Annotated in this window: 19 protein-coding genes; 11 read left to right on the top strand and 8 right to left on the bottom strand. The window is 57.7% G+C overall.

Translation table 11 applies throughout. From position 1 onward, the window contains the following. Positions 1 to 8: 8 nt before the first annotated feature. From FDP08_RS08395 to FDP08_RS08405, 3 genes are all read left to right on the top strand, one after another. The gene (locus FDP08_RS08395) at positions 9 to 743 is read left to right on the top strand and encodes a 16S rRNA (uracil(1498)-N(3))-methyltransferase (protein ID WP_137435521.1); all 735 of its coding nucleotides are present in this window, start codon (positions 9 to 11) and stop codon (positions 741 to 743) included. Positions 744 to 1,019: 276 nt separating this feature from the next. After that, positions 1,020 to 2,249, top strand: a complete 1,230-nt coding sequence (locus FDP08_RS08400) for a DUF445 domain-containing protein (protein ID WP_137435522.1) — start codon at positions 1,020 to 1,022, stop codon at positions 2,247 to 2,249. Between the two features lie 123 nt (positions 2,250 to 2,372). Then, the gene (locus FDP08_RS08405; protein ID WP_137435523.1) at positions 2,373 to 3,413 is read left to right on the top strand and encodes an HDOD domain-containing protein; all 1,041 of its coding nucleotides are present in this window, start codon (positions 2,373 to 2,375) and stop codon (positions 3,411 to 3,413) included. On the opposite strand, the gene FDP08_RS08410 is transcribed toward FDP08_RS08405, so the two are convergent. Both FDP08_RS08410 and FDP08_RS08415 read right to left on the bottom strand, forming a co-directional pair. Continuing rightward, positions 3,410 to 4,732, bottom strand: a complete 1,323-nt coding sequence (locus FDP08_RS08410; protein WP_137435524.1) for a YihY/virulence factor BrkB family protein — start codon at positions 4,730 to 4,732, stop codon at positions 3,410 to 3,412. The genes FDP08_RS08405 and FDP08_RS08410 overlap by 4 nt on opposite strands. 221 nt (positions 4,733 to 4,953) lie before the next feature. Continuing rightward, positions 4,954 to 5,886, bottom strand: a complete 933-nt coding sequence (locus FDP08_RS08415; RefSeq protein WP_137435525.1) for a D-2-hydroxyacid dehydrogenase — start codon at positions 5,884 to 5,886, stop codon at positions 4,954 to 4,956. Positions 5,887 to 5,984: 98 nt separating this feature from the next. On the opposite strand from FDP08_RS08415, the gene tmpT reads away from it, so the two are divergent. The 4 genes from tmpT to FDP08_RS08435 all read left to right on the top strand — a co-directional run bounded on the left by tmpT (position 5,985) and on the right by FDP08_RS08435 (position 11,665). Further along, a complete protein-coding gene (tmpT, locus tag FDP08_RS08420; protein ID WP_137435526.1) occupies positions 5,985 to 6,638 on the top strand; it encodes a thiopurine S-methyltransferase in 654 nt (217 codons plus the stop codon). A gap of 234 nt (positions 6,639 to 6,872) precedes the next feature. Then, positions 6,873 to 8,795 carry a PrkA family serine protein kinase gene (locus FDP08_RS08425; protein ID WP_137435527.1) on the top strand — a complete coding sequence of 641 codons (1,923 nt, stop codon included), beginning with the start codon at positions 6,873 to 6,875 and terminating at the stop codon, positions 8,793 to 8,795. A 33-nt stretch (positions 8,796 to 8,828) separates the two neighbouring features. Further along, the gene (locus FDP08_RS08430) at positions 8,829 to 10,124 is read left to right on the top strand and encodes a YeaH/YhbH family protein (protein WP_137435528.1); all 1,296 of its coding nucleotides are present in this window, start codon (positions 8,829 to 8,831) and stop codon (positions 10,122 to 10,124) included. After that, positions 10,121 to 11,665, top strand: a complete 1,545-nt coding sequence (locus tag FDP08_RS08435; RefSeq protein WP_137435529.1) for a SpoVR family protein — start codon at positions 10,121 to 10,123, stop codon at positions 11,663 to 11,665. The genes FDP08_RS08430 and FDP08_RS08435 overlap by 4 nt, the downstream gene beginning before the upstream one ends. Before the next feature lie 29 nt (positions 11,666 to 11,694). Here the strand turns inward: FDP08_RS08435 and FDP08_RS08440 are convergent, their stop codons facing one another. The 5 genes from FDP08_RS08440 to FDP08_RS08460 are packed head-to-tail and all read right to left on the bottom strand — an operon-like array spanning position 11,695 to position 17,163. Continuing rightward, positions 11,695 to 13,053 (bottom strand): TrpB-like pyridoxal phosphate-dependent enzyme, encoded by a 1,359-nt coding sequence (locus FDP08_RS08440; protein WP_137435530.1) that lies wholly within the window; start codon positions 13,051 to 13,053, stop codon positions 11,695 to 11,697. Positions 13,054 to 13,091: 38 nt separating this feature from the next. Then, complete coding sequence (locus tag FDP08_RS08445) at positions 13,092 to 15,164, bottom strand: TonB-dependent receptor family protein (protein ID WP_137435531.1); 2,073 nt, start codon at positions 15,162 to 15,164, stop codon at positions 13,092 to 13,094. Positions 15,165 to 15,180: 16 nt separating this feature from the next. Beyond that, entirely contained in the window at positions 15,181 to 15,906 is a 726-nt protein-coding gene (locus FDP08_RS08450; protein WP_137435532.1) for an LrgB family protein, read from the bottom strand. Continuing rightward, complete coding sequence (locus tag FDP08_RS08455; protein ID WP_137435533.1) at positions 15,899 to 16,279, bottom strand: CidA/LrgA family protein; 381 nt, start codon at positions 16,277 to 16,279, stop codon at positions 15,899 to 15,901. The genes FDP08_RS08450 and FDP08_RS08455 overlap by 8 nt, the downstream gene beginning before the upstream one ends. After that, positions 16,276 to 17,163: a bile acid:sodium symporter family protein gene (locus tag FDP08_RS08460; RefSeq protein WP_137435534.1), complete on the bottom strand. Its 888-nt coding sequence runs from the start codon at positions 17,161 to 17,163 to the stop codon at positions 16,276 to 16,278. The genes FDP08_RS08455 and FDP08_RS08460 overlap by 4 nt, the downstream gene beginning before the upstream one ends. A 220-nt stretch (positions 17,164 to 17,383) precedes the next feature. Between FDP08_RS08460 and FDP08_RS08465 the strand changes: the two genes are divergently transcribed. Further along, entirely contained in the window at positions 17,384 to 17,950 is a 567-nt protein-coding gene (locus FDP08_RS08465) for a hypothetical protein (RefSeq protein ID WP_137435535.1), read from the top strand. Positions 17,951 to 18,148: 198 nt separating this feature from the next. Next, entirely contained in the window at positions 18,149 to 19,630 is a 1,482-nt protein-coding gene (locus FDP08_RS08470; protein WP_137435536.1) for a WS/DGAT/MGAT family O-acyltransferase, read from the top strand. Between the two features lie 36 nt (positions 19,631 to 19,666). Here FDP08_RS08470 and FDP08_RS08475 read toward each other — a convergent pair whose 3' ends face one another. Further along, positions 19,667 to 20,296: a TetR family transcriptional regulator gene (locus tag FDP08_RS08475; RefSeq protein ID WP_137435537.1), complete on the bottom strand. Its 630-nt coding sequence runs from the start codon at positions 20,294 to 20,296 to the stop codon at positions 19,667 to 19,669. 182 nt (positions 20,297 to 20,478) lie between these two features. On the opposite strand from FDP08_RS08475, the gene FDP08_RS08480 reads away from it, so the two are divergent. Beyond that, positions 20,479 to 21,582 carry a ferredoxin reductase gene (locus tag FDP08_RS08480; protein WP_137435538.1) on the top strand — a complete coding sequence of 368 codons (1,104 nt, stop codon included), beginning with the start codon at positions 20,479 to 20,481 and terminating at the stop codon, positions 21,580 to 21,582. Positions 21,583 to 21,651: 69 nt separating this feature from the next. Next, positions 21,652 to 22,749, top strand: coding sequence for a fatty acid desaturase family protein (locus tag FDP08_RS08485; protein ID WP_137435539.1), 1,098 nt, complete (start codon positions 21,652 to 21,654; stop codon positions 22,747 to 22,749). The last annotated feature ends 22 nt before the right edge of the window (positions 22,750 to 22,771 follow it).

The raw sequence follows: 22,771 nt of genomic DNA on the forward strand, positions 1-22,771 counted from the left end.
AACACACCATGCGCATCCCTCGTATCTACACCGACTCTCCTCTGAAAGAGGGAGCCACGGCTGACCTGGACGACAACGCGGCACAGCATGTTGGCCGCGTGCTGCGCATGCAGCCGGGCCAGGAACTGCTGCTGTTCAACGGCGACGGCAACGACTACCCCGCCACCATCACCGAGTCGGGCAAAAAACGGGTGGAAGTCCGGGTTGGCAGTCCGATGGAAAACGCCACCGACTCTCCCCTGGAGATCGTCCTCGGACAGACACTCTCCAAGGGTGACCGCATGGACTACGCCGTTCAGAAAGCCGTGGAAATGGGCGTCACCCGCATCGTGCCCCTGACCACCGAACGCTGCGACGTAAAACTCAAGGGCGACCGCGAAGACAAACGCCTGCGCCACTGGCAATCCGTCGCCACCAGCGCCGCCGAACAATGCGGACGCGCCCGGGTGCCCGAGATATTACCCGTGATGACCCTGGAGGACTGGTTCGAACACACCGGTAACTGTGACCTGCGCCTGGTCCTCCACCACCGCACCGAACAGTCCCTGAACACCATGACCAAACCCGCCCGGGTCGCCCTGATGATCGGCCCTGAAGGCGGCCTCAGCGCGGACGAAATCAACGCCGCCGAAACCGCCGGCTTCCTCCCCGTCGCCCTCGGCCCGCGCGTCCTCAGAACCGAAACCGCGCCGGTCGCCGCCATGGCCCTGTGCCAGTGGCTATGGGGCGACATCGGCAGTTAAACAATATCCGACCGTGCCGCCGTCGCATGCAGGCAGCCAAGTCATTGACAGAAGCGACGCCTGACAACATGATCCCTGTCGAGTAAAAAGCTGAATCTGTGGAAGACAACTCCGTGATTCGGGCTGCATGACGGGGAGGGTTCTCCAAAACTGTGCGGAGCCATGGATGGCGGAGCTCAAGCGCCACATGGATGTGCTTGAGCGTGTTTTGGAGAACCCTCCCCGTCATGCAGCAGGCACCAAATCACCAATAACCAGCAAAAAAGCGAACACCGGATGACAAGCCTGCTAAGCAACCCAGAATTCTGGCAATACCTCAGTATCCCGGTCATTGCCGCCCTGATTGGCTGGACCACCAACTGGCTCGCCATCAAGATGACCTTCTACCCGCTGGAATTCGTCGGCATACCACCATTATTGGGCTGGCAGGGCATCATCCCCTCCAAGGCGCGAAAAATGGCCGCCATCAGCGTCGACGCCACCATCTCCAAAATTGGCACAGTGCGGGAAATCTTCCAGCAGATCGACCCCAAGGTACTCGCCGCCCACATCATCTATACCGTCGAACCCCGCACCGAAGAATACGTCGATGAACTGATGCTCAAAGAGCACCCCACATTCTGGGAAAACCTGCCGGCCTCCGCCAGAAACATGGTCTACGACCGGGTACGGAAATCCACGCCGCAACTGGTGGACAACCTGGTGGGCGACGTATCCGACAACATCGAAGACCTGCTGGACATCAAGAGCATGGTCATCGAACGTCTGGCGAAAGACAAACGCTTGCTGAACCGGATATTTATAGAGTGTGGCGAAGTGGAATTCCGCTTCATCATCAACTCCGGCTTCTACTTCGGTTTCCTGTTCGGCCTGATACAAATGACCGTCTGGTACTTCTACCAGAGCTGGTGGGTGCTGCCCTTCTTTGGTTTGCTGGTGGGCTGGGCCACCAACTGGATCGCACTGAACGTGATCTTCCGGCCGCTGCATGAGAAGAAAGTCGGGCCTGTCCGGCTGCAGGGGCTGTTCCTCAAGCGCCAGCAGGAAGTGGCCGAGTCGTTTTGCCACATCGTGACCCATGAAATCCTCACCGTCGGTAATATCATCAACGCCATACTCGAAGGCCCGAAAGGCGACCGTGCACGCAACATGGTCAAAAAGCACATCAAGCCACTGGTGGATGAAACTGCGGGCATGGGCAAGGCCCTGACCCAGGTGGCCTTTGGGCCAACAGGATTCGCGACCCTGAAGAACCAGGTAGGACAGAAAGCCATCGATATTTCCCGAAGCTCGTTCAACAACCCGGTGTTCGAAACGGACCGGGCCAGAGCCGTGGAAACCATCATGGTTGAACGCATGATTGCCCTGTCCTCGGAAGAGTTCCAGGACCTGCTGCGCCCCTGCTTCCAGGAAGACGAGATCAAGCTGATACTGGTGGGTGCCTTCCTGGGCTTCGCAGCCGGCATCTGCCAGCTGGTCTTTGTATTCGGCGGCTCGATTCTCTGATTTTTAGCGCCGGAAAACGGACAGTTATGTCGGTTTATGCTAGGCATAACGGCTGCCGGGATCTATACTCCGAGAGTACGGGTATGTATTTCCCGGCGACTATTCTTTTCCCGGAGGCATCGGATGCCAGGCTTTTTTTCCTGGATTTCAGGACTATTCACTTCCGACGAGCCAGTCATCGCCTCAACCCCTGAATCCCGCCTGCTTAATCCATCTGCGCCGGTGGATGACAATTCAGCCACAGATCCCGCACTGATCGACCAGCTGGAAGAAAACCTGTTCTGTTGGCTGCTGGACTCGCCCCCGGCGACGCTGCGCTCAGAGCCCGGACAATGGGAGCACGTTCTGGGCAACCTGCGCGGGCGAATTGCCAACCAGGAACTGGACGAGTTACCACGCCAACCCATGACCCTGCCCATGCTGATGCGGGCTCTCTCCGATGAGAAGTCGGACCGCCACCATCTGACAAAGATCATCCTCAACGATCCGGCACTGACCGACCAATTGCTACAGGTTGCCAACAGCCCCTATTTCCGGCCCGGCGACCAGCCCATAGACTCTGTGGATCAGGCCGTATTTTTGCTGGGACTGGACGGCATTCGCAACGTGATTTCAGCCGCTATCATGCGGCCGATGATGGCGGCCCGAAACAGCCGCGAAGCCCTTTTCGCCCAGAGGGTCTGGCGCTGGGGGCTTACCTGCGCCCGAAGTGCGGAGCTGATTGCCAGGATTCAGGGCCAGGATACCAGCGTCTTTTTTGTGGCGGGGTTGCTGCCGGCGCTTTCCTACATCACCTTGCGAAGAGAGCTGCAGCGAATCTGCCGTGCTGAACCTGGAATGACAGAGGCGCCGCCCTCACTGATACACAGCGCCCTCTCCCGCTACCAGTGGGCCACGTCACAGTTGCTGGCCAACGAATGGAATCTTCCACCCAAGTACCACGCGCAACTGCTGGCGGCAGAACGCCCCGCTCCGAATCAGAAGCAATCCCCACTTAATGACGGCATCATTGTCGGCACCCGGGAGGTGTTGCGGCATGCACACCAGCGCAACATGCCTGAGGGAGACGTGCTGCGTATCATTCATATCTCCGGTGAGCAGTTTACCCGGGTGCGAAAATCCATCCTCGATGTTCTTGAGGCCGGTGCCAAAACCCGCGCCTAGGCTTCTTTCGGGCCTTCCGCTTCCTGTCTCAGCAATTCGGCGAAAGTGACTGATTCGTCCTCTGGCGCTCTGGCTCTGAGTCTTTCGGGGATCCGGTAAGGCAGACGGTCAACCACACGATCCTCATCGTGACGAATAGCCTCAAGAACGCCTCCGATGGTAATCCGGTCCAGCGACTGGCCCGGAACCAGGCAGTCACCGTTACGACCCGCCAACGCCAGCAGTCGTGCACGAATGAGCTTGTCGCTGATTCCGCGGGTTACTTCGCCGGGCACTCGCAGGGTATGTTCAAGATCTTCCTGTTGGGGGGCCGGCCGGCCTTCACTGAATGGTTTTGCCACCAGCCACATCAGTGCCAGGCCGGTATTCTCCTGCAGTTCCGGGGATAACCTTACCTGGCTGCGCTTGGCGACTGCGCCGGGATTCTGCAGATAGAATGCGATGCTGGAGCCCAGCAAAAGGATGATCCAGTTCAGGTAGAGCCAGATAAGCAGGATGATACCGATGGCGAAACTGGAATAGATGGCGGCGTATTTCGCCGAGCCTGCCACAAATGAAGCAAACAGCATTCCCGCAGCCTGCCAGGAAATCCCCGCCACCAGGCCACCAATCAAGGCGTATCGAAACTTGACTCTGGTGTTTGGAATAAACACGTACACGAAGGTGAATGCCCCGACCACCAGCAGGAACGGGGTGAATCGGGTGGCGAAGATGACCACCTCCCCCAACGGCTCCACTGCCATCAACGACTGGACAAACGCCGACGAGAAAATGGTAGCGCTGATGCCTATGGCAGACACCATCAGCAGCGGGCCAATCATGATCACGCTGAGGTAGTTGCTGAAGCGCTGGGCCATGGACCGCATATCCGGCACCCGCCAGATCATATTGAAGGAACGCTCGATTTTCTGCACCAGCGAAATCACGGTATAGACCAGCAGAGCCAGGCCCACGGAGCCCAGCACACCTACCTTCATATTATCCACGAACCCCAGAATCTGTTCGGCAATCTCGATGCCCTGTGGGCCCATGGGCTCAAAGAACTGGTACAGGAAGGGCTCCATACGCTGGTGCACGCCCAGCGCCTTGAGCACCGAAAAGCTCAGCGCCAGCAGCGGCACGATGCTCAACAGGGTGGTATAGACCAGACTCATGGCGTGCAGGGTCAGGTTGCCGGCGATGATGTCCCGCCCCAGCGCATAGGCAGTACGTCCGGTTTTATACAGCCAGGTCCATGGCCAGCTTTGCGGTGGGTTGGGATTGGCCAGAATCCAGGTTTCAGCTTCCTGAAGCCGGTCTTTGAGTTGGAAAGAAGCCACACGACGTCCTGTTTGCCAGAGTTTTGTACAGATTATCAGTCAGATACCAAATCACAACAAAGTATGGCGTATTGTGTGGCTTTTACTAGCAAATTCGCCTCAGTAGCTGCAAGTCACTCAGTTGCTAACGTAGTGCCGTCGCGTCCAGCCACGCATCTCATCCAGGCGCTCGAGCCGGCCGGCGGCCAACACCCCCACGAAAGGTTTGCCGGGCTCACCGTTTACCCTAGGGACAGATTATGCGCCGTAATTTCAACAATCCTCTGCCTCGCCTCCCGGCTCGCCCAGGCCGAATGGGGTGTCACTATCAGGTTGGGAATATCGTCCGCCAGCAGTGGGTTGCCATTGCGGGGTGGCTCTTCCGTCAAAACGTCAAAGCCTGCACCGCCAATGGTTCCGGCCCGCAGGGCATCGGCCAGTGCCTGCTCGTCCACCAGGCCACCACGGCTGGTGTTGATCAGCAGCGCCTCCCTTTTCATCATCTTCAGCTCGCGGGCACCGATCATATTCCGGGTTTCGTCCGTCAGCAGGCAATGCAGGGATAGCACGTCCACCCTGGGCAGCAGCTCATCCATGGGAATGCGAGAGTAGGCATCCACCTCGCCAGCGGCCTGACCCGGCCTGGCACCCAGCAGGATGTTCATTCCGAACGCCTTCGCCCGCTCAACAACTCCCTGTCCCAGATCGCCATAACCGACAATCCCCAGCGTACGCCCTTCCAGCTCCATGATGGGGTGATCCATTAAACAGAACATCGGGCTCTGCCCCCAACGACCGGCGCGGACATCCCGGTCGTAATCCAGCAACCGCGTGGCCAGCGCCAGCATCAGCGCCATGGTGTGCTGGGCCACAGTGGAGCGGCCGTAGTTGGTCACGTTCATCACCCTGATGCCGTGCGCCCTCGCCGCCTCCTGGTCTATGTTGTTCAACCCCGTGGCCACTACCGCAATCGTCTTCAGCTCCGGGCACGACTCAAAATGCCTCCGCTTCAGCACCACCTTGTTCACCAGCACCGTATCGAAGCCCCGGATACGCTCCAGCACCTCCTCCGGTGACGTGCGCGGGTGCTTCACCATCTCTCCGGTTACGGCTTCGATCGGCGACAGGTCCACATCATGACCCAGTGTGTCTGCATCCAGAAATACGGCTTTCATCCATCGATCCTTATTCGTGATGTTTTCGATCAACCAACAGTCTCCAAGATTAAGTTAGACTGATTAAAACCTCCAACCCGTGAACAAGGGGAACACACATGGAACACGAATTCTGGCACGAACGCTGGGCCAAGAAAGAAATCGGCTTCCACGAAGGCACCGTGAACCAGTACCTCCACGACCACTGGCCCGAGCTTGCCGGCAGCGGCACGGGTGCTGTCCTCGTGCCCCTGTGCGGCAAAGCCCATGACATGTGGTGGCTTCACGACCGCGGCCATCCCATCATCGGGGTGGAGCTGAGTGACGTTGCCTGCAAAGACTTTTTCGAAGAGGGTGGCGAGAAAGCCAGGGTCCACCCGGGTGAACCGTTCACTACGTTCAAACATGGCGATCTTGAGCTCTGGTGCGGCGACTTCTTCCAGCTGGCGCCGGAAGACCTGAAACATGTAAGGCTTGTCTATGACCGCGCTGCCCTGATCGCCCTGCCACCGCATATGCGCAAGGACTACGTTGACCACCTGACAGCGGTCATCCCGGATGGCACGCGAATCCTGCTGATTACCCTGGATTACGACACTGACATCAAGGGTCCTCCCTTTAACGTCAGCGATACAGAAGTCCGGGAACTGTACGCCGGCGATTACGAAATCGAACACATCCTCACCAATACCCTGGCGAAAGATCACCCCTTTACCAAGCGCAAAGGCCTTGCTGGAGCTACCGAGAGCGTGTTTCGGCTGCAGAAACGCTGATACACAATTTAATGAACCTTAACGCTTCTCCTCCTGTCCAAGTCCCAAAGCTTGAACTAAGCTCAAAATAACCGGGCCGACATAAACGCACCAGCGCAATTCGGTCCGGTACTTCCTATACTTTCACTCATAACCATAACTACCGTCCGGGGCGACGGATCCAACAGCAACGGGGAAATTGCGTGAACTAAAGGCTGTCTTTCAAACAGTTAGAGAGCAAGCGAGGGGCCATCTATGACCATTATGCAGCACTTCAAAGACCGGTATGAAGCAACTCAGGAGGAGGAATACACCCTTGAGGAATACCTGGAGATCTGCAAAAAGGACCCAACGGCGTATGCCACCGCCGCAGAGAGAATGTTGCTGGCAATCGGAGAACCAGAACACATCGACACATCCCGTGATTCCAGGATGTCTCGTATTTTTTCCAACAAAGTCATCAAGCGCTATCCGGAATTCTCCGAGTTCTATGGCATGGAAGAGGCCGTAGAAAATATCGTTTCCTTCTTCCGCCATGCTGCCCAGGGCCTGGAAGAGAAGAAGCAGATCCTCTACCTGCTCGGCCCCGTTGGTGGTGGTAAATCCTCGCTGGCTGAAAAGCTCAAGTCATTGATGCAGAAAGTACCCTTCTATGCCATCAAGGACTCCCCGGTGAACGAGTCCCCGCTGGGCCTGTTCGATCCGTCCGAAGACGCTGCGATTCTGGAAGAGGAATACGGCATTCCTCCCCGCTACCTCAAATCCATCATGTCGCCCTGGGCGGTGAAACGCCTGCACGAGTACGGCGGCGATATCAGCCAGTTCCGGGTGGTGAAAATGTACCCTTCGGTCCTGGACCAGATCGGTGTTTCAAAGACCGAGCCGGGGGACGACAACAACCAGGACATTTCCGCACTGGTGGGCAAGGTCAACATCCGCATGCTGGAAGACTATTCCCAGGATGACCCCGACGCCTACAGCTTCAGCGGCGGCCTGTGCAAGGCCAACCAGGGGCTGATGGAATTCGTGGAGATGTTCAAGGCGCCGATCAAGGTTCTGCACCCCCTGCTGACCGCCACCCAGGAAGGCAACTACAACACAACCGAGGGCATGGGTTCCGTGCCTTTCGACGGCATCATTCTGGCCCACTCCAACGAGTCTGAATGGCAGACGTTCCGTAACAACAAGCACAATGAGGCCTTCCTCGACCGGGTCTACATCGTCAAGGTGCCCTACTGCGTACGTGTGACCGAAGAGATTGATATCTATCGCAAACTGTTGCGTGACAGCTCCCTGGCCGGCGCGCCCTGTGCCCCGGACACGCTGGATATGCTGGCGCAGTTCTCCATCCTGTCACGCATCAAGGAGCCGGAAAACTCCAGTATCTTTTCCAAGATGCGGGTGTACGACGGCCAGAACATCAAGGATACCGATCCCAAAGCCAAGTCGATGCAGGAATACCGCGACGCGGCCGGTGTGAACGAAGGCATGGACGGGCTTTCTACCCGTTTCGCCTTCAAGATCCTGTCCAAGGTATTCAACTTCGATACCACAGAAGTGGCTGCCAACCCGGTACACCTGCTCTATGTGCTGGAAAAACAGATAGAACAGGAGCAATTCCAGGCCGAAACCCAGGACCGCTACCTGCGGTTCATCAAGGAGTTCCTGGCGCCCCATTATGTGGAATTCATCGGCAAGGAAATCCAGACCGCCTACCTGGAAAGCTACAGCGAATACGGGCAGAACCTGTTCGACCGCTACGTGACCTATGCCGATTTCTGGATACAGGACCAGGAGTACCGCGATCCGGAAACCGGGGAAATCCTCGACCGTTCGTCCATCAACGACGAGCTGGAGAAAATCGAGAAACCCGCGGGTATCAGCAACCCGAAAGACTTCCGCAACGAGGTGGTGAATTTCGTGCTGCGGGCTCGGGCCAACAACCAGGGCCGCAACCCGTCCTGGCTCAGCTATGAAAAACTGCGCAGCGTAATCGAGAAAAAGATGTTCTCCAATACCGAGGACCTGCTGCCGGTTATCTCCTTCAATCCGAAGGCCAGCCAGGAAGATCAGAACAAACACAAGCAGTTCGTCGAGCGTATGGTCGATCGAGGCTACACGGAAAAACAGGTTCGCCTCCTTGCGGAATGGTACCTGCGTGTTCGTAAGTCTCAATAAGTCAGCTGCCATGCGCTGAACTGGAGTGAAACTATGGGTATGACCCACGTAGTCGACCGGCGACTGAACGGAAAAAACAAGAGTGCGGTGAACCGGGAACGGTTCCTGCGCCGCTATCGCCACCATATCAAGAAGGCGGTGGCAGATGCGGTTCACCGTCGCTCCATCACCGACATTGAGCGCGGCGAGAACGTCAGCATCCCTTCCAGGGATACTGACGAGCCGATATTCCATCACGGCCAGGGAGGCAAACGGGAGGTCATCCACCCCGGCAACAAGGAGTTTGTGACCGGTGATACCGTGCCCAAGCCTCCGGGAGGAGGCGGTAAAGGCCAGGGGCAGGGGCAGGCCAGCCCCGATGGCGAGGGCATGGACGAGTTTGCGTTCCAGATCACCCAGGAAGAGTTCCTGGATTTCCTCTTCGATGATCTGGAATTACCCAATCTCGCCCGCAAGAAGCTGAAAGATACCGAGGCGTTCAAGTACGTTCGCTCCGGTTTCTCCACCCAGGGCGTTCCGGCCAAGCTGGATGTGGTGCGCTCATTGAGAGGCGCCCATGCGCGGCGGCTCGGCCTCGGCGGAGCCCGCAAGAAGAAGATCCGTGAGATGGAGGCGCAGTTGGCGGCACTCAAGAGTGCCCCGCAGGATCTGGACCCGGCCTTCAGCCACGAGGACCAGATCAAGGCGCTGGAAGATGAGATAGCCGAACTGAAGGCCAATGTCCGTCGCATCCCCTTTATCGACGAGATTGATCTGCGTTACCGCCAGCACCTCAAAAAGCCACAACCGGCCACCAGTGCCGTGATGTTCTGCCTGATGGACGTATCCGGGTCCATGACCCAGATGCACAAGGACATCGCCAAACGCTTTTTTATCCTGCTGTACCTGTTCCTGAAGAAGAACTACAAGAAGATCGAAGTGGTGTTTATCCGCCACCACACCAGCGCCAAGGAAGTGGACGAGGAGGAATTCTTCTATTCCCGCGAAACCGGCGGCACCATCGTCTCCAGCGCTCTGAAGCTGATGCACAAGATCATTGAGTCCCGCTACTCCCCCGCCGAGTGGAATATCTACGCAGCCCAGGCCTCGGACGGTGACAACTGGAACGATGACTCGCCCATCTGCAGCAAGTTGCTGGCCGACAGCATCCTGCCGCTGGTGCAGTACTACGCCTATGTGGAGATCACGCCCCAGGATCACCAGATGCTGTGGTACGAGTACGAGAAGATCCAGGAGCGATTCCCCCAGAGCTTCGCCCTGCAGCAGATCGCCGACCCCGGTGAAATCTATCCGGTCTTCCGCCAGTTGTTCGAGAGGAAAGCCGCATGACCGACACCATGGACAGACCCAACGAGCCGAGAACCCGGGAGCCGATTTCCACCAGTTCCGAGTGGACGTTTCCGCTGCTTGAAAAGTACGACGAAGAGATCGCCAAGTGCGCGGCAGAGTTCGGGCTGGACACCTACCCCAACCAGGTGGAAGTGATCAGTGCCGAGCAGATGATGGACGCCTACAGTTCCGTAGGTATGCCCGTGGGATATCATCACTGGTCCTTTGGCAAGCAGTTCCTGTCGACCTCCAAGGGGTACCAGCGGGGCCAGATGGGGCTGGCGTATGAGATTGTCATCAACTCCAACCCCTGCATCGCCTACCTGATGGAAGAGAACACCCTGCCCATGCAGGCCCTGGTGATTGCCCATGCCTCCTATGGCCACAACTCTTTCTTCAAAGGCAACTACCTGTTCCGTACCTGGACCGATGCCAGCGCCATTATCGACTACCTGGTCTTCGCCCGGGATTACGTGGCCGAATGCGAGGAGCGCCACGGTGTAGACGCAGTGGAGCAGATCCTCGACTCCTGTCACGCACTGATGAACTACGGCGTGGACCGTTACAAACGCCCTGCGCCTATTTCCGCGTCTGAGGAGGCACGCCGACAAAAAGAGCGGGAGGAATATCAGCAACGCAGGCTCAACGACCTGTGGCGAACCATTCCGAAACTGGGCGACGACGAAGACCCTGTCAGGCGCAAGCAGCGTTATCCGGAAGAGCCCCAGGAGAATATTCTCTACTTCATTGAAAAAAATGCGCCGCTACTGGAAACCTGGCAACGGGAACTGATTCGCATCGTGCGCAAGCTGGCGCAGTATTTCTACCCCCAGCGCCAGACCCAGGTGATGAACGAAGGATGGGCCACCTTCTGGCACTACACCCTGTTGCACCGCATGTATGACAAGGGCCTGGTCAACGACGGCTTCATGCTGGAGTTCCTGCAAAGCCATTCCGCGGTGGTGTACCAGCCGCCGTTCGACAGTCCCTGGTACTCTGGGATCAACCCGTACACCCTGGGTTTTTCGATGTTCACCGACCTGCGGCGTATCTGCGAAAACCCGACCGATGAGGACCGGGAGTGGTTCCCGGATATTGCCGGTACCGACTGGGTGGAAACCCTGCATTTCGCCATGAAGAACTTCAAGGATGAAAGCTTCATCCAGCAGTTCCTGTCGCCCAAGGTGATGCGGGACATGAAGTTCTTTGCTATCCAGAACGATGATGAAGAAGACGTTTACCGCATTACCGCGATTCATGACGATCCGGGCTACCGGATCCTCAGGGAAAAGCTGGCACGTCAGTACAATCTGAGCTATCGCGAGCCCAACATCCAGGTGTGGAACGTGGATGTGCGCGGTGACCGCTCCCTGACCCTGCGGCACATACCCGTGGACCGGGTGCCCCTGGGTGACGATACCGAAGAGGTGCTGCGTCATGTACACCGGCTGTGGGGCTTCGACGTGCATCTGGAAAGTGTGGATGATGGCCAGGTGGTCGACGAGGCCCACTGCCCGCCAAAGGATCTTGATGAGGAGTAACCGTAAGGTCACTCCCCATCAGGATTCATTTACGCCGAGACTGACGGCAATCCCGACAGGGCCATTGCCATCTCCTGCTCACTGTATTCGTGGTCGCTCAGATCACCGGCGAAATACGAGGTGTAGGCCGCCATATCAAAGTGACCATGCCCACACAGGTTGAACAGGATTACTTCTTCCTTACCTTCCCGCTTGCAGCGCAGGGCTTCGTCGATGGCTCCCTTGACCGCGTGGTTGGCTTCCGGTGCCGGCACAATGCCCTCATGGCGGGCGAACAGCACGCCCGCCTCGAAGCATTCACGCTGAGTGTAAGACACCGCATCAAACAGGCCCAGCTCCTTGGCGTGGGATACCATCGGTGCCATACCGTGGTAACGCAGACCGCCGGCGTGGAAACCCGGCGGGGTAAAGTCAGAACCCAGGGTATGCATCTTGGTGAGCGGCGTCATATGCGCGGTATCGCCATAATCGTAGGCGTACTTGCCACGGGTCAGGGTCGGACAGGCTGAAGGCTCCACTGCGACTATCCGCGATTTCTGGCCGCCCCGCAGGGCATGACCCATGAACGGGAACGCAATGCCGGCGAAGTTGGAACCACCACCGGTGCAGCCAACGATGACATCCGGCCAGCAATCCGCCATTTCCATCTGCTGCATGCATTCCAGGCCAATGATGCTCTGATGCAGCAACACATGGTTCAGCACCGAACCCAGGGCGTACTTGGTGTTCGGGTCCTTCACTGCGAGCTCCACCGCCTCGGAAATGGCAACACCAAGACTGCCGGTGTGATCCGGGTTCTCCGCCAGCACCTTGCGCCCGAATTCTGTCAGCTCCGACGGTGAAGCCACACATTTCGCGCCGTAGGTTTCCATCACTGCCCGGCGATAGGGCTTCTGGTCGTAAGAAACCCGAACCTGGAACACGGTCACGTCCATATCGAACAGGGACCCGGCAAACGACAGCGACGTGCCCCACTGGCCAGCGCCGGTTTCCGTGGTCAGAGTGCGAATGCCGGCTTCGCGGTTATAGAATGCCTGCGGAATAGCGGTGTTGGGCTTGTGGCTGCCCGCAGGACTCACGCCCTCGTACTTGTAGAAGATTTTGGCAGGGGTACCAAGAGCTTTCTCGAGACGATGCGCCCGGTATAGGGGCGCCGGGCGCCAGAGTTTGTAGACATCCCGTACCGGCTCGGGAATCTCGACTTCCCGCTCTGTCGTTACTTCCTGTTCAATCAGCGACATGGGAAACAGCGGTTCAAGATCCGAGGGCCCGACTGGTTGCTGCGTCACCGGGTGGAGCACCGCTGGCAGCGGCTCCGGAAAATCCGCCTGCAGGTTGTACCAATACTTCGGCATCTGGCTTTCTTCGAGAAGAAACTTGGTTTGCATGGTTATGAATACCCTGAGGTTCGTGTTGTTATCAGCCCTCAGAATACCCATTCCACGCCGGCATAAAAAGTTCTTCCTGGCGCGGGCTCATAGTAGCCACGATCTTCCACGGGCCGGTCAGCATTGGCGTTGATGCGGATGTTGCTGAAATAGTCTTCATCCAGCAGATTGCGAATGCCCCCGTACAGGTTCAGGCTCTGGCGGCCGAAGCGAACCGTGTCTCCTGCCCTGATCCCGAACAGCCAATAGTCGCTGACCTTCGTCTGGTTGCTGTTTTCCGCATACAGATCACCTACGTACTGCCATTCCAGTGCAGCAAAACGCCTACCATCACCCCGCCACTCCACTTCGGTTACCCACTGCTCACGAGGCAACCCGGGCAGGCGGTTGCCATCGGCATTATTGCCCTGCTCATCCTCGAAATCGCGCAGCGTGTAATCCGCAAGGGTCAGGGCACTGGTTATGCGCCAGGTGTAGGAAATGTCCCACCCCACCCCCAACTCGACACCATTACGCTCGGTACGGCCGGCATTCTCGTAAAATGTCCGGTTATTGATTTCGAAGGGCAGGATTTCATCATCAACCCGGATGGAAAATAGTGCCAGGTCATAGCTGAGCCCCTCACCAAAGCCACCACGTATGCCTATTTCCCGGTTGACGGCCTGTTGCGGCTCGATGTCGGGGTTGAAACCGCCGCTACCATCCGGGTTGGCAAACTCGGTAAAGGTTGGGGCTTCAAAAGCGGTACCAATGGTCGCATACAGCTGCTGACGCGGGGCAACGCGATAGCTGGCGCCGGCGAATCCGCTGAACTCGTCGTATGTGCGACTGCCGGAGTCGTCACCATCGACCAGGCGGTTGTCGTCCACCGATAGCCGCAGGCGGTCGAAGCGGGTTCCCAGAGACAGGTTAAAGCGCTCCGTCACCGCCAGATCCCCCTGGGCAAACACGGCGGCGGTGGTGCCATTCTGGGTTTCTTCCTGGGTCTGGGCGGTGACGTCCCCGTTGAACGACACTGAATACCGGCGGCGTTCGTCAACCTGGCGATGCAGGTCCGCGCCCACCACCCAGGTCAACGGTAACCCAGCCACGGCACTGCCTTGCTGATAATCGGAACTGATGCCGTAGAACTGGCGGTCGTAGGCGATCAGGCTGGGACCGGGGAACGGCAGTTGCTGGGTAAAGTCGCGGCGGGTAAAGAAGGTGCTTACCGTCAGCTCACCGGCTCCGCTGACAGGGGCTTCGTACAGCAGTCCCAGCGTCTGCTGGTCAACGTCCTGGCCCGCATCGAGTCGTTCGGCATTGGGCGTGGCCTGGCGACGATCCTCTTCGACCTGTGCGGCAGTGAGGCCGGCAGGGTCTTCGGCTTTCGGTGTGTGCAAGGCATTGAAGGTAGCCGTCAGCCGTTGCCCGTCATTCCATTTATGGGACAGGCGGCCGTTGAACAGCCCTTTTTCCACTTCGCTCTGATCACGGTAACCGTTGTAGTTCAGCCACGACATCGTTGCGATACCGCTCGTCGCTCCCTGGCTCCCGTTGGCCTGAGCGGTGGTTTTGTAATAATCGTCGCTCCCCACATCCTGGCGCAGCCGTGTTCCTGCCGGCTGGTCGTCGCCCCTGGCGGTGGTGATATCAATCACCCCTCCAGACGCATTGCCATACTGGACCGACGAGGGCCCGCGAATGACCTCGATGCGCTGGGCCGAGTCCAGGTCCACGGCGTCAATCTGGGACTGGCCATCCGGCAGGGTGTAGGGAATGCCATCCACCTGGATACGGATACCGCGAATACCAAACGGCGCCCGGGCGCCAAAGCCGCGGGTAGACAAGCGCAGGTTCTGGGCGAAGTTGTAGCGATTCTGGAAAAACAGGCCGGGGACGGTGTCCAGGGATTCATCCAGCTGGAGGCGTTGCTGCCCTTCGCGGATATCCGGTGTATCGACGACCGACACCGCTGCGGGTGTCTCGTAAAGATCCCGTACTAATCGGGGGGAAGTAACCTTGATGACGGTTTCAGGCGTGCCCTGGGCCTGCTGAGCCTTTGCGCCGGGGAAGGCAAAGGCCGCCGCCAGACCAGAAAAAACCACTACCGATGCCCTGAAGAATTCCATTGCGCCTCCTCCGCCTCTAAATCCCGATCAAGTCCACCAACCATGGCACAATCAGGGCCGTGGCAAATGCCGATAATGCCATTGCCAGCCCGGAAAACGCACCCATCTGGGAGCTTACCTGAAAAGCCCGTGCAGTGCCGATGCCATGGGCCGCCACACCCATCGCAATGCCTTTCACGCTGTCATCGGTAATACGCATCCATTCGAACAGTTTGGTACCCAGTACGGCGCCCACAATACCCGTTGCCACCACCAGAACAGCGGTCAGAGATGGAATGCCGCCAATGGTTTCTGAAATACCCATGGCGACAGGCGCCGTTGCAGATTTTGGCGCCAGTGACATCTGGATTTCCGTGGAGCCTCCAAGCAGCCAGGCCAGACCGATGGAGCTGCCGGCGGCAATCATCACACCACAAACCAGGGAGATAGTCACCGGCAACCAGAGCTGCCGTAGCCGGGAAAACTGCTGGTACAGAGGCACCGCCAACGCCACGGTTGCTGGCCCCAACAGGAAGTGGACAAACTGGCCGCCCTCAAAATATTCGCTGTAGGAGGTGCCGGTAACCATCAAAAGCGCGATCAGCATCGCCACGGACGTTACCACCGGGTTGGCAAGCGGGCTGGAATTGGACTTCAGGTACAGCCGGTAGGCCAGGCCATAAGCCACCAGCGTTATGGTCAGCCCCAGCAGTGGCGAGGCGGACAGGTAAACCCAGATATCACGGATGGCTGGTTCATTCATCTCTTTGCCCTCCCCCGTTCTCAGACCGGGCAAACCACCGGGTGGTTAGTTGCATGATGCCGGCGGTAGCGACCATAGTAATGATAGTGGAGAAAAACAGCGCCAGGGTGATCGGCAGCCATTCATCCGCGATACGGTCAAAATGGGCCATCATGCCGACACCGGCCGGCACAAACAGCAACGACAAATGGCTGAGCAACGCGGTTGAGGCGTTCTCCAGTGGCTCCGGCGTACGGCCCCGGATCATCAGGGTCACGAACAGCATGACCATGCCCAGAACCGGCCCCGGTATGGGCACCACCAGGAGACGAACGGTGACCTCGCCGACCAGTTGATAGACCAGCAGCAGAGTCATTCCGTTGAGAAAATTCATGGCGACGGCTTCGCAATGATCGGGGCGGGAATGATTTTCCGACCATAGGCTGCCAGTACAAAGCCAAGGGGGAACATCAGAACGCCGTAAACGGCCGCCGGAATCGACATGGCACTGGACTCCAGCAATGTCAGAGTCACCAGCAGGGCAATGGTACTGTTCTTGATGCCGAGCTCCACGGCAACGGCGATGGACTCGCGCTGACTCAATCCGGTCGCGCGCCCGGCAAGAAGCCCCACGAAGATCCCGGCCAGGTTCAGCAACAATGTTGCAGGGCCGGCCTGACGCAGCAGATCCCATATCTGGTCGCGCACGCTCCAGATCAGGCCCACCACCAGCAGGGCCAGAACCACGCCTCCGAACACACTCACGGCACTTTCAGCACGGCGGGACAACTCGGGGGCGCGAGTGCGAAACACCATGCCAACGGCCACCGGAAATAACACAATACCAACCAGCATGCCCACCGTTCGACCCACTGGCAGGGTGATGGATTCTTCCGTTCCCGCGTATAGCTGCAGGGCGTAATTGGTCAGTATCGGAAGAGTGATGATCGTAATGAGGCTGGCTGTCACCGTCAGTACAATCGACAGGGCAATATTACCCCGTGCCAGCAATACAAACAGGTTGGAAGTGGTTCCCCCAGGGCAGGCCGCGATAATCACCAGGCCCACGGCAATCGCGGGGGACAGATCAAGGATGGAGGCCAGCGCAAAGGCAATCAGCGGCATCAGCAGGATCTGGGCAACGGTCCCCACAATCATGCCTTTCGGATAGACCGCCACCTGGCGAAAGTCCCTGATCGAAAGAGTCATGCCGATACCGATCATGATAATAAACAGGGCGATCGGCAACCCCGCAGAGATCAGTGGACTCGATTCCACAATGCCTCCAGGTTTTTGTTTTGATGAGGTTCATCAGCCTTAGAAAATAGCACAGGCGGCTTCAAAAAAGTGAATCGATATTCGATACAACATGTAACGAAAATATGACAATAGCTTGTTCTACCAATGTCGCATTCTGTTAATCTCTCGCTCGCTCTTCCGACGAAAGTTGGAGGTACGCATTCAGAAAACCCAAAAGAACACAAAAGAAAGGTCTACCATGAAAAAAGGATTTCAGGGGTGGTTGTTAGCCGCCACTTTGCTTCCCGTCGCAGTCTCAGCCGAGAGCCTCAGTTACAACTTCATCGAAGGTGGTCTCGCGCTCTATCCCAGCTATGAATCACAAACATTCATTGGTGTAGATACCCGCGGCTCTATTGCCCTCAACGACAACGTTTTTGCGTTTGGCGGGCTGAAGTTTCTCACCGACGATGTCGATTTGACGGCCCTTCATATTGGTGCTGGTTATCGTCACGGCATCGACCCCAAAACCGATCTCTGGGGCGGTGTGACCATTGAATATCAGGATGTTGATTACTCCGGTGCCTGCAACTTCTGCGGCTCGGTGGATGATACAGCCCTTGGCCTGCGCGGCGGCATTCGTCACCAGGTCGACGAAAAACTGGAAGTGGGTGGCGGGGCCCGCATCATCACAGGCGACCTGGATTACGTCGGCCTGACCGCCACTGGTCGTTATGCCATTGAACGCAACCTGAAGCTGTTCGGTGAAGTCGACCTGTATGATGGCGAACTCGGGCTGATTGGCGGCCTTACTCTGGAGTTCTGAGAACCGGAACGCCTGTGGTCCCGCAGTTTGTGATGCGGGACCGACTGCACTAAAAATCCCGACAAAAAGTCGAACCTTTCCCCCTGTATGGTCGTGTGATTATCCTCGTTGTTGCGTATACTTGCGAACAACAACTATGTGAACGGAAATGCCCGGGACGGCTTACCGTTCAGCACAACAAAAGTAAGAGGACGAGCAATGAAACGCCTGGGAACACTGGACGCATCCTGGCTGGCTGTGGAGTCGGAAGATACTCCGATGCACGTTGGCAACCTGCAGATTTTTTCGTTACCGGAAGACGCCCCGGAAACCTTTCTGAGGGACATGCTTACCCGCATGAAAGCCGACGCCGATATTGCACCGCCCTGGTGTTACAAGCTGGCCTTTTCCGGTTTTCTCGGCCGTGTGGTGGCCCCTTCCTGGAAAGTGGACAAAAAGCTGGACCTGGATTACCACGTGCGCCACTCAGCCCTGCCCCGCCCTGGCAGTGAGCGCGAGCTGGGGATCCTGGTGTCCCGACTGCACTCCAACCCGCTTGATTTCGCCCGTCCGCTCTGGGAGTGCCACATCATTGAAGGCCTGGAGAATAATCGCTTTGCCCTTTACACCAAGATGCACCACTCGATGATCGACGGCATCAGCGGTGTTCGGCTGATGCAGCGCGTACTGAGCAAGGACCCGGGCGAAACGAATATGCAGCCCCCCTGGGCAGTGCGCCCGGAGCGCACCCGCGGCAACAAAACCGACGCCGAAGCCAGTGTAACCGGAGCCTTCTCCCAAGCAATGGATGCATTGAAGCTGCAGGCCGACTTGGCTCCGCGCCTGTGGGACGCCATGAACCGTTTGATCCATTCGGCACGACACCCGGAAGATGGTCTCACTGCCCCGTTTGCCGGCCCGCTATCGGCCCTCAACCACCGGGTAACCGGCCAGCGGCGTTTTGCCACCCAGCACTACCAGCTGGAGCGTATCAAAAAGGTGTCGCATGCCACTAACGGCTCCCTGAACGATATCGTGCTCTACCTGTGCGGCACTGCCCTGCGGCGTTTTCTTCTGGAACAGGACGGCTTACCGGATACACCACTGACAGCGGGCATTCCCGTTAATATCCGGCCGTCTGATGATCAGGGCACCGGCACCCAGATCAGTTTCATGATTGCATCACTGGCCACTGATGAAGCCGACCCTCTGACCCGGTTACAGAGCATCAAGCAGTCCACCAGGCGTGCCAAGCAACACCTGCAAAAACTGCCTCGCAAGGCTTTAACGCAATACACCATGCTGCTGATGTCACCCTACATACTGCAATTGATGTCGGGAATGGGCGGGCGTATGCGGCCAGTCTTTAACGTCACCATCTCCAATGTTCCGGGCCCGGAAGACACTCTGTATTATGAGGGAGCGCGGCTGGAGGCTATGTACCCGGTATCGCTGATAGCTCACGGTGGCGCACTGAACATCACCTGCCTGAGTTACGCGGGATCACTGAACTTCGGTTTTACCGGGTGCCGGGACACCTTGCCCAGCATGCAGAAACTTGCCGTCTATACCGGCGAAGCCCTTGATGAACTGGAGAGCCTTGTACTGCCTCCGCCAGCCAAGTCCGGTACTGCCAGCAAGGGCAAACCTGCTACCCGGGTTCGCCGGGCAGCCCGCAAAAAGGCTGCACCCAAAACCTGACAGTCCGCAAACCCGCGACTGAGCCGCCACCCCGGGTTAATCGGGGTGGCTCTTCCAGTGGGCAGCGCCTACGAAAATCAGTTGCAGGAAACGGGCCGTTCGCTTTCTTACCTGCTCTTCCTGATAATCGTCCTCCGGCGAGATACCCAGGATGTCCGTAAGGCTGAAGGCCACACTGCGCACCACCAGGTCACAGGTCAGGTCCAGATCGGCGTCGCTGAGATGATCGGCCAGCTTTAGCCGCCGCAGGTCGTTGGCCAGCTCGCTGGCGAAATAGCGCATCTCACTGCGGATACCCTCCTGAATCGCCCGGCTCTCCCCGGCCAACCCCTGGGCCATGAACATGAAGAAGCTGCGATTGTTCTGGGCATGGGTAATAAAGATGCCTACCGACTCGTCAATCAGCTTGTCCGCCTGCAGCACATTGGCGCGAGCCTCCCGCATCATGCGCCGCAACACCAGCCCGAGCTCATCCACCAATTGCAGGCCCAGATCATCCATATTACGGAAATGCCGGTAGAACGACGTGGGCACCACCCCCGCCTGCCTGGTCACTTCCCGTATCCCCAAACTGGCAAAGTGCCTGCCCTTGCCTACCAGAGCCAGCGCCGCATTCATCAGTTTCTCACGGGTTTCACCCGGCTTACGTCGTTGTTTGTCTGCCATAGACCCGGTACAGCTCATCTGTTACTCACAAGTCAACAAGTGTACACATCCGAGCACCAAAAATAACCCGAACTTGTCATTATAGGACAATGTTATTCGCCTGATTGCTGCCCTGATCCTCAATGTGTACAGTCGTACACATTAGTGAACACTTGTACACATCAGTACGAAGGAGAACGATCATGATATCTGTACTGGAGAATTCACCCACCCTGCACTGGCTCGGCAGGCAGCTTTTTAACCGGGATGACCCGGCTGCCTTTTTCGACCCCCTGCTGGAGCGCATCAATCCCATGTGGGTACAGCAATACACTCCGGCCATGGTGACAGCAATCTACAACGAAACTGCAGACACCAAGACCTTTGTGCTCGCACCCGCGAAACGCTGGCTGGGGTTCGAAGCCGGCCAGCACGTCAGTATCGGTATTGATATAGACGGGATTCGCCGCAACCGGACCTTCAGTCTGTCCAGTTCGCCGATCCGGTGGCGCACCGACGGAACTGTCACTCTGACCATCAAACGCCTTCCGGGCGGGCTGGTAACAAACTGGATGCATGACCACCTGGAAACGGACACGGTGATCGGCCTGGGCGATGCATTCGGGGATTTCCGAATCCCCAGTCCCCAGGAACCAGTCCTGTACATTGCCGGTGGCAGCGGTATTACGCCGGTATTGAGCCAGCTGGAAACCATGGCAGCGTCAGACTACCGGGCACCCGTGACCCTGCTGTATTTTGTTCGCACCCAGGCGGATGTGATTGCCGCGGAAAAACTGCATGCACTGACCGGGCGCTGGTCTGCCTTTACATTGAAGGTGTACGCCACCAGCGAGACAGAAACCCCGCAGTTTCTCAGCGACCAACACCTGGATGAGGTTCCCGGGCTGGCGGGACGGCGTTGTTACCTCTGTGGCCCCAAGGGGCTTATGGACCTGGCAAATGACCTGCTGTATCGCCGGGGCATTTCGGAAGACCGTATTCACAGCACTTTTTTCTCGGTCCCGGCAGCCAATCTGGATTCCGGCACCCTGGGCGGCGCGGTCCACTTTGAGCGCAGCAACCTGGATGTCTCGTCCGAAGGCGATGCCGTTCTGCTGGAAATTGCGGAGGCGGCAAAACTGTCACCCCGTCACGGTTGCCGCATGGGTATCTGCCACCAGTGCAGTTGCCGCAAGACCAGCGGGACCGTCGTGAATCGCCTGACCGGAAAAGCGTCCGGGCCAGGTGAGGAAACCATTCAGCTTTGTGTTTCTGTTCCCAGCGGGCCGGTGTCCATTGATATCTGACCGGCCCTGCCACAACGCCTGAACCCATTATCCGCAGTGCCAGACCAAGGGCGCTGCAAGGAGGACCCCATGAAGAAGATGAACGAAACACAGTTGAAAGAACTTGAGCAGGACCTGGATACCATTCGTGACCAGGTAATCGCAGACCTGGGTGAACGGGACGCCCGTTACATCCGCAGGATTGTGCGACTGCACCGTTCCCTGGAAGTGGGCGGCCGCGTGCTGATGCCTTTCGGGTTTATCCCGCCGGTGTTCATCGCTGCCACCGCAGCGCTGGGCATCTCCAAGATTATTGAGAACATGGAAATCGGCCATAACGTGATGCACGGCCAGTACGACTGGATGAACGACACGTCTCTCCACTCCCAGACCTACGAGTGGGATACGGTGTGCACCGGCGATTCCTGGCGCCGCACCCATAACTACGAGCACCACACCTACACCAATATCATTGGCAAGGACAGGGATTACGGCTATGCGCTGTTGAGGCTGAGCGACGACGACAAGTGGAAACCGGCCCACAGCTTGCAGTTCATTAACTATGTCTTGCTGAGCGTATTCTTCCAGTGGGGCGTGGGACTGCATGAGCTGGAATCCGAGCGGATCCGCCGTCGGGAAATTTCGGTGCGTGAGAAGATCCCGTTCCTGAAGGATTTCTTCCGCAAGGGTGGACGCCAGGCGTTCAAGGATTACGTGTTCTTCCCCCTGGTCACCTTCCCGGTAGCACCGGTTGTGCTGGCCGGCAATGTCGGCGCCAACCTGATTCGCAACTTATGGTCATCCACGGTCATTTTCTGTGGCCATTTTACCCAGGACGCGGAAACCTTTTCCGAGGAAGAGTGCGAAGGTGAGAGCAAAGGCCACTGGTACCTGCGCCAGCTGACCGGCTCTAGCAACTTTACTGGTGGTAAGTGGATGCACGTGATGAGTGGCCACCTGAGCTACCAGGTGGAACATCACATATTCCCGGATTTGCCAGCACACCGGTACCCGGAAATCTCCGAGCAGGTGCAGGCGGTGTGTAAAAAGCACGGCATTCCCTACAACACCGGCACCTTCGCCAGACAGTACTCAACGGTGCTAAAGCGTGTTCTGGGGTATTCACTGCCAGACCGGATGCGCAACCGGATGTTGCCGGAATTCAGTAGTGCCGGCGCTCAGTCCTGAACTCTGTCAGTCTGGCCAGCCA

Origin of the sequence: Marinobacter panjinensis (assembly GCF_005298175.1) — a bacterium.
GTDB classification, from domain to species: Bacteria; Pseudomonadota; Gammaproteobacteria; order Pseudomonadales; family Oleiphilaceae; genus Marinobacter; species Marinobacter panjinensis.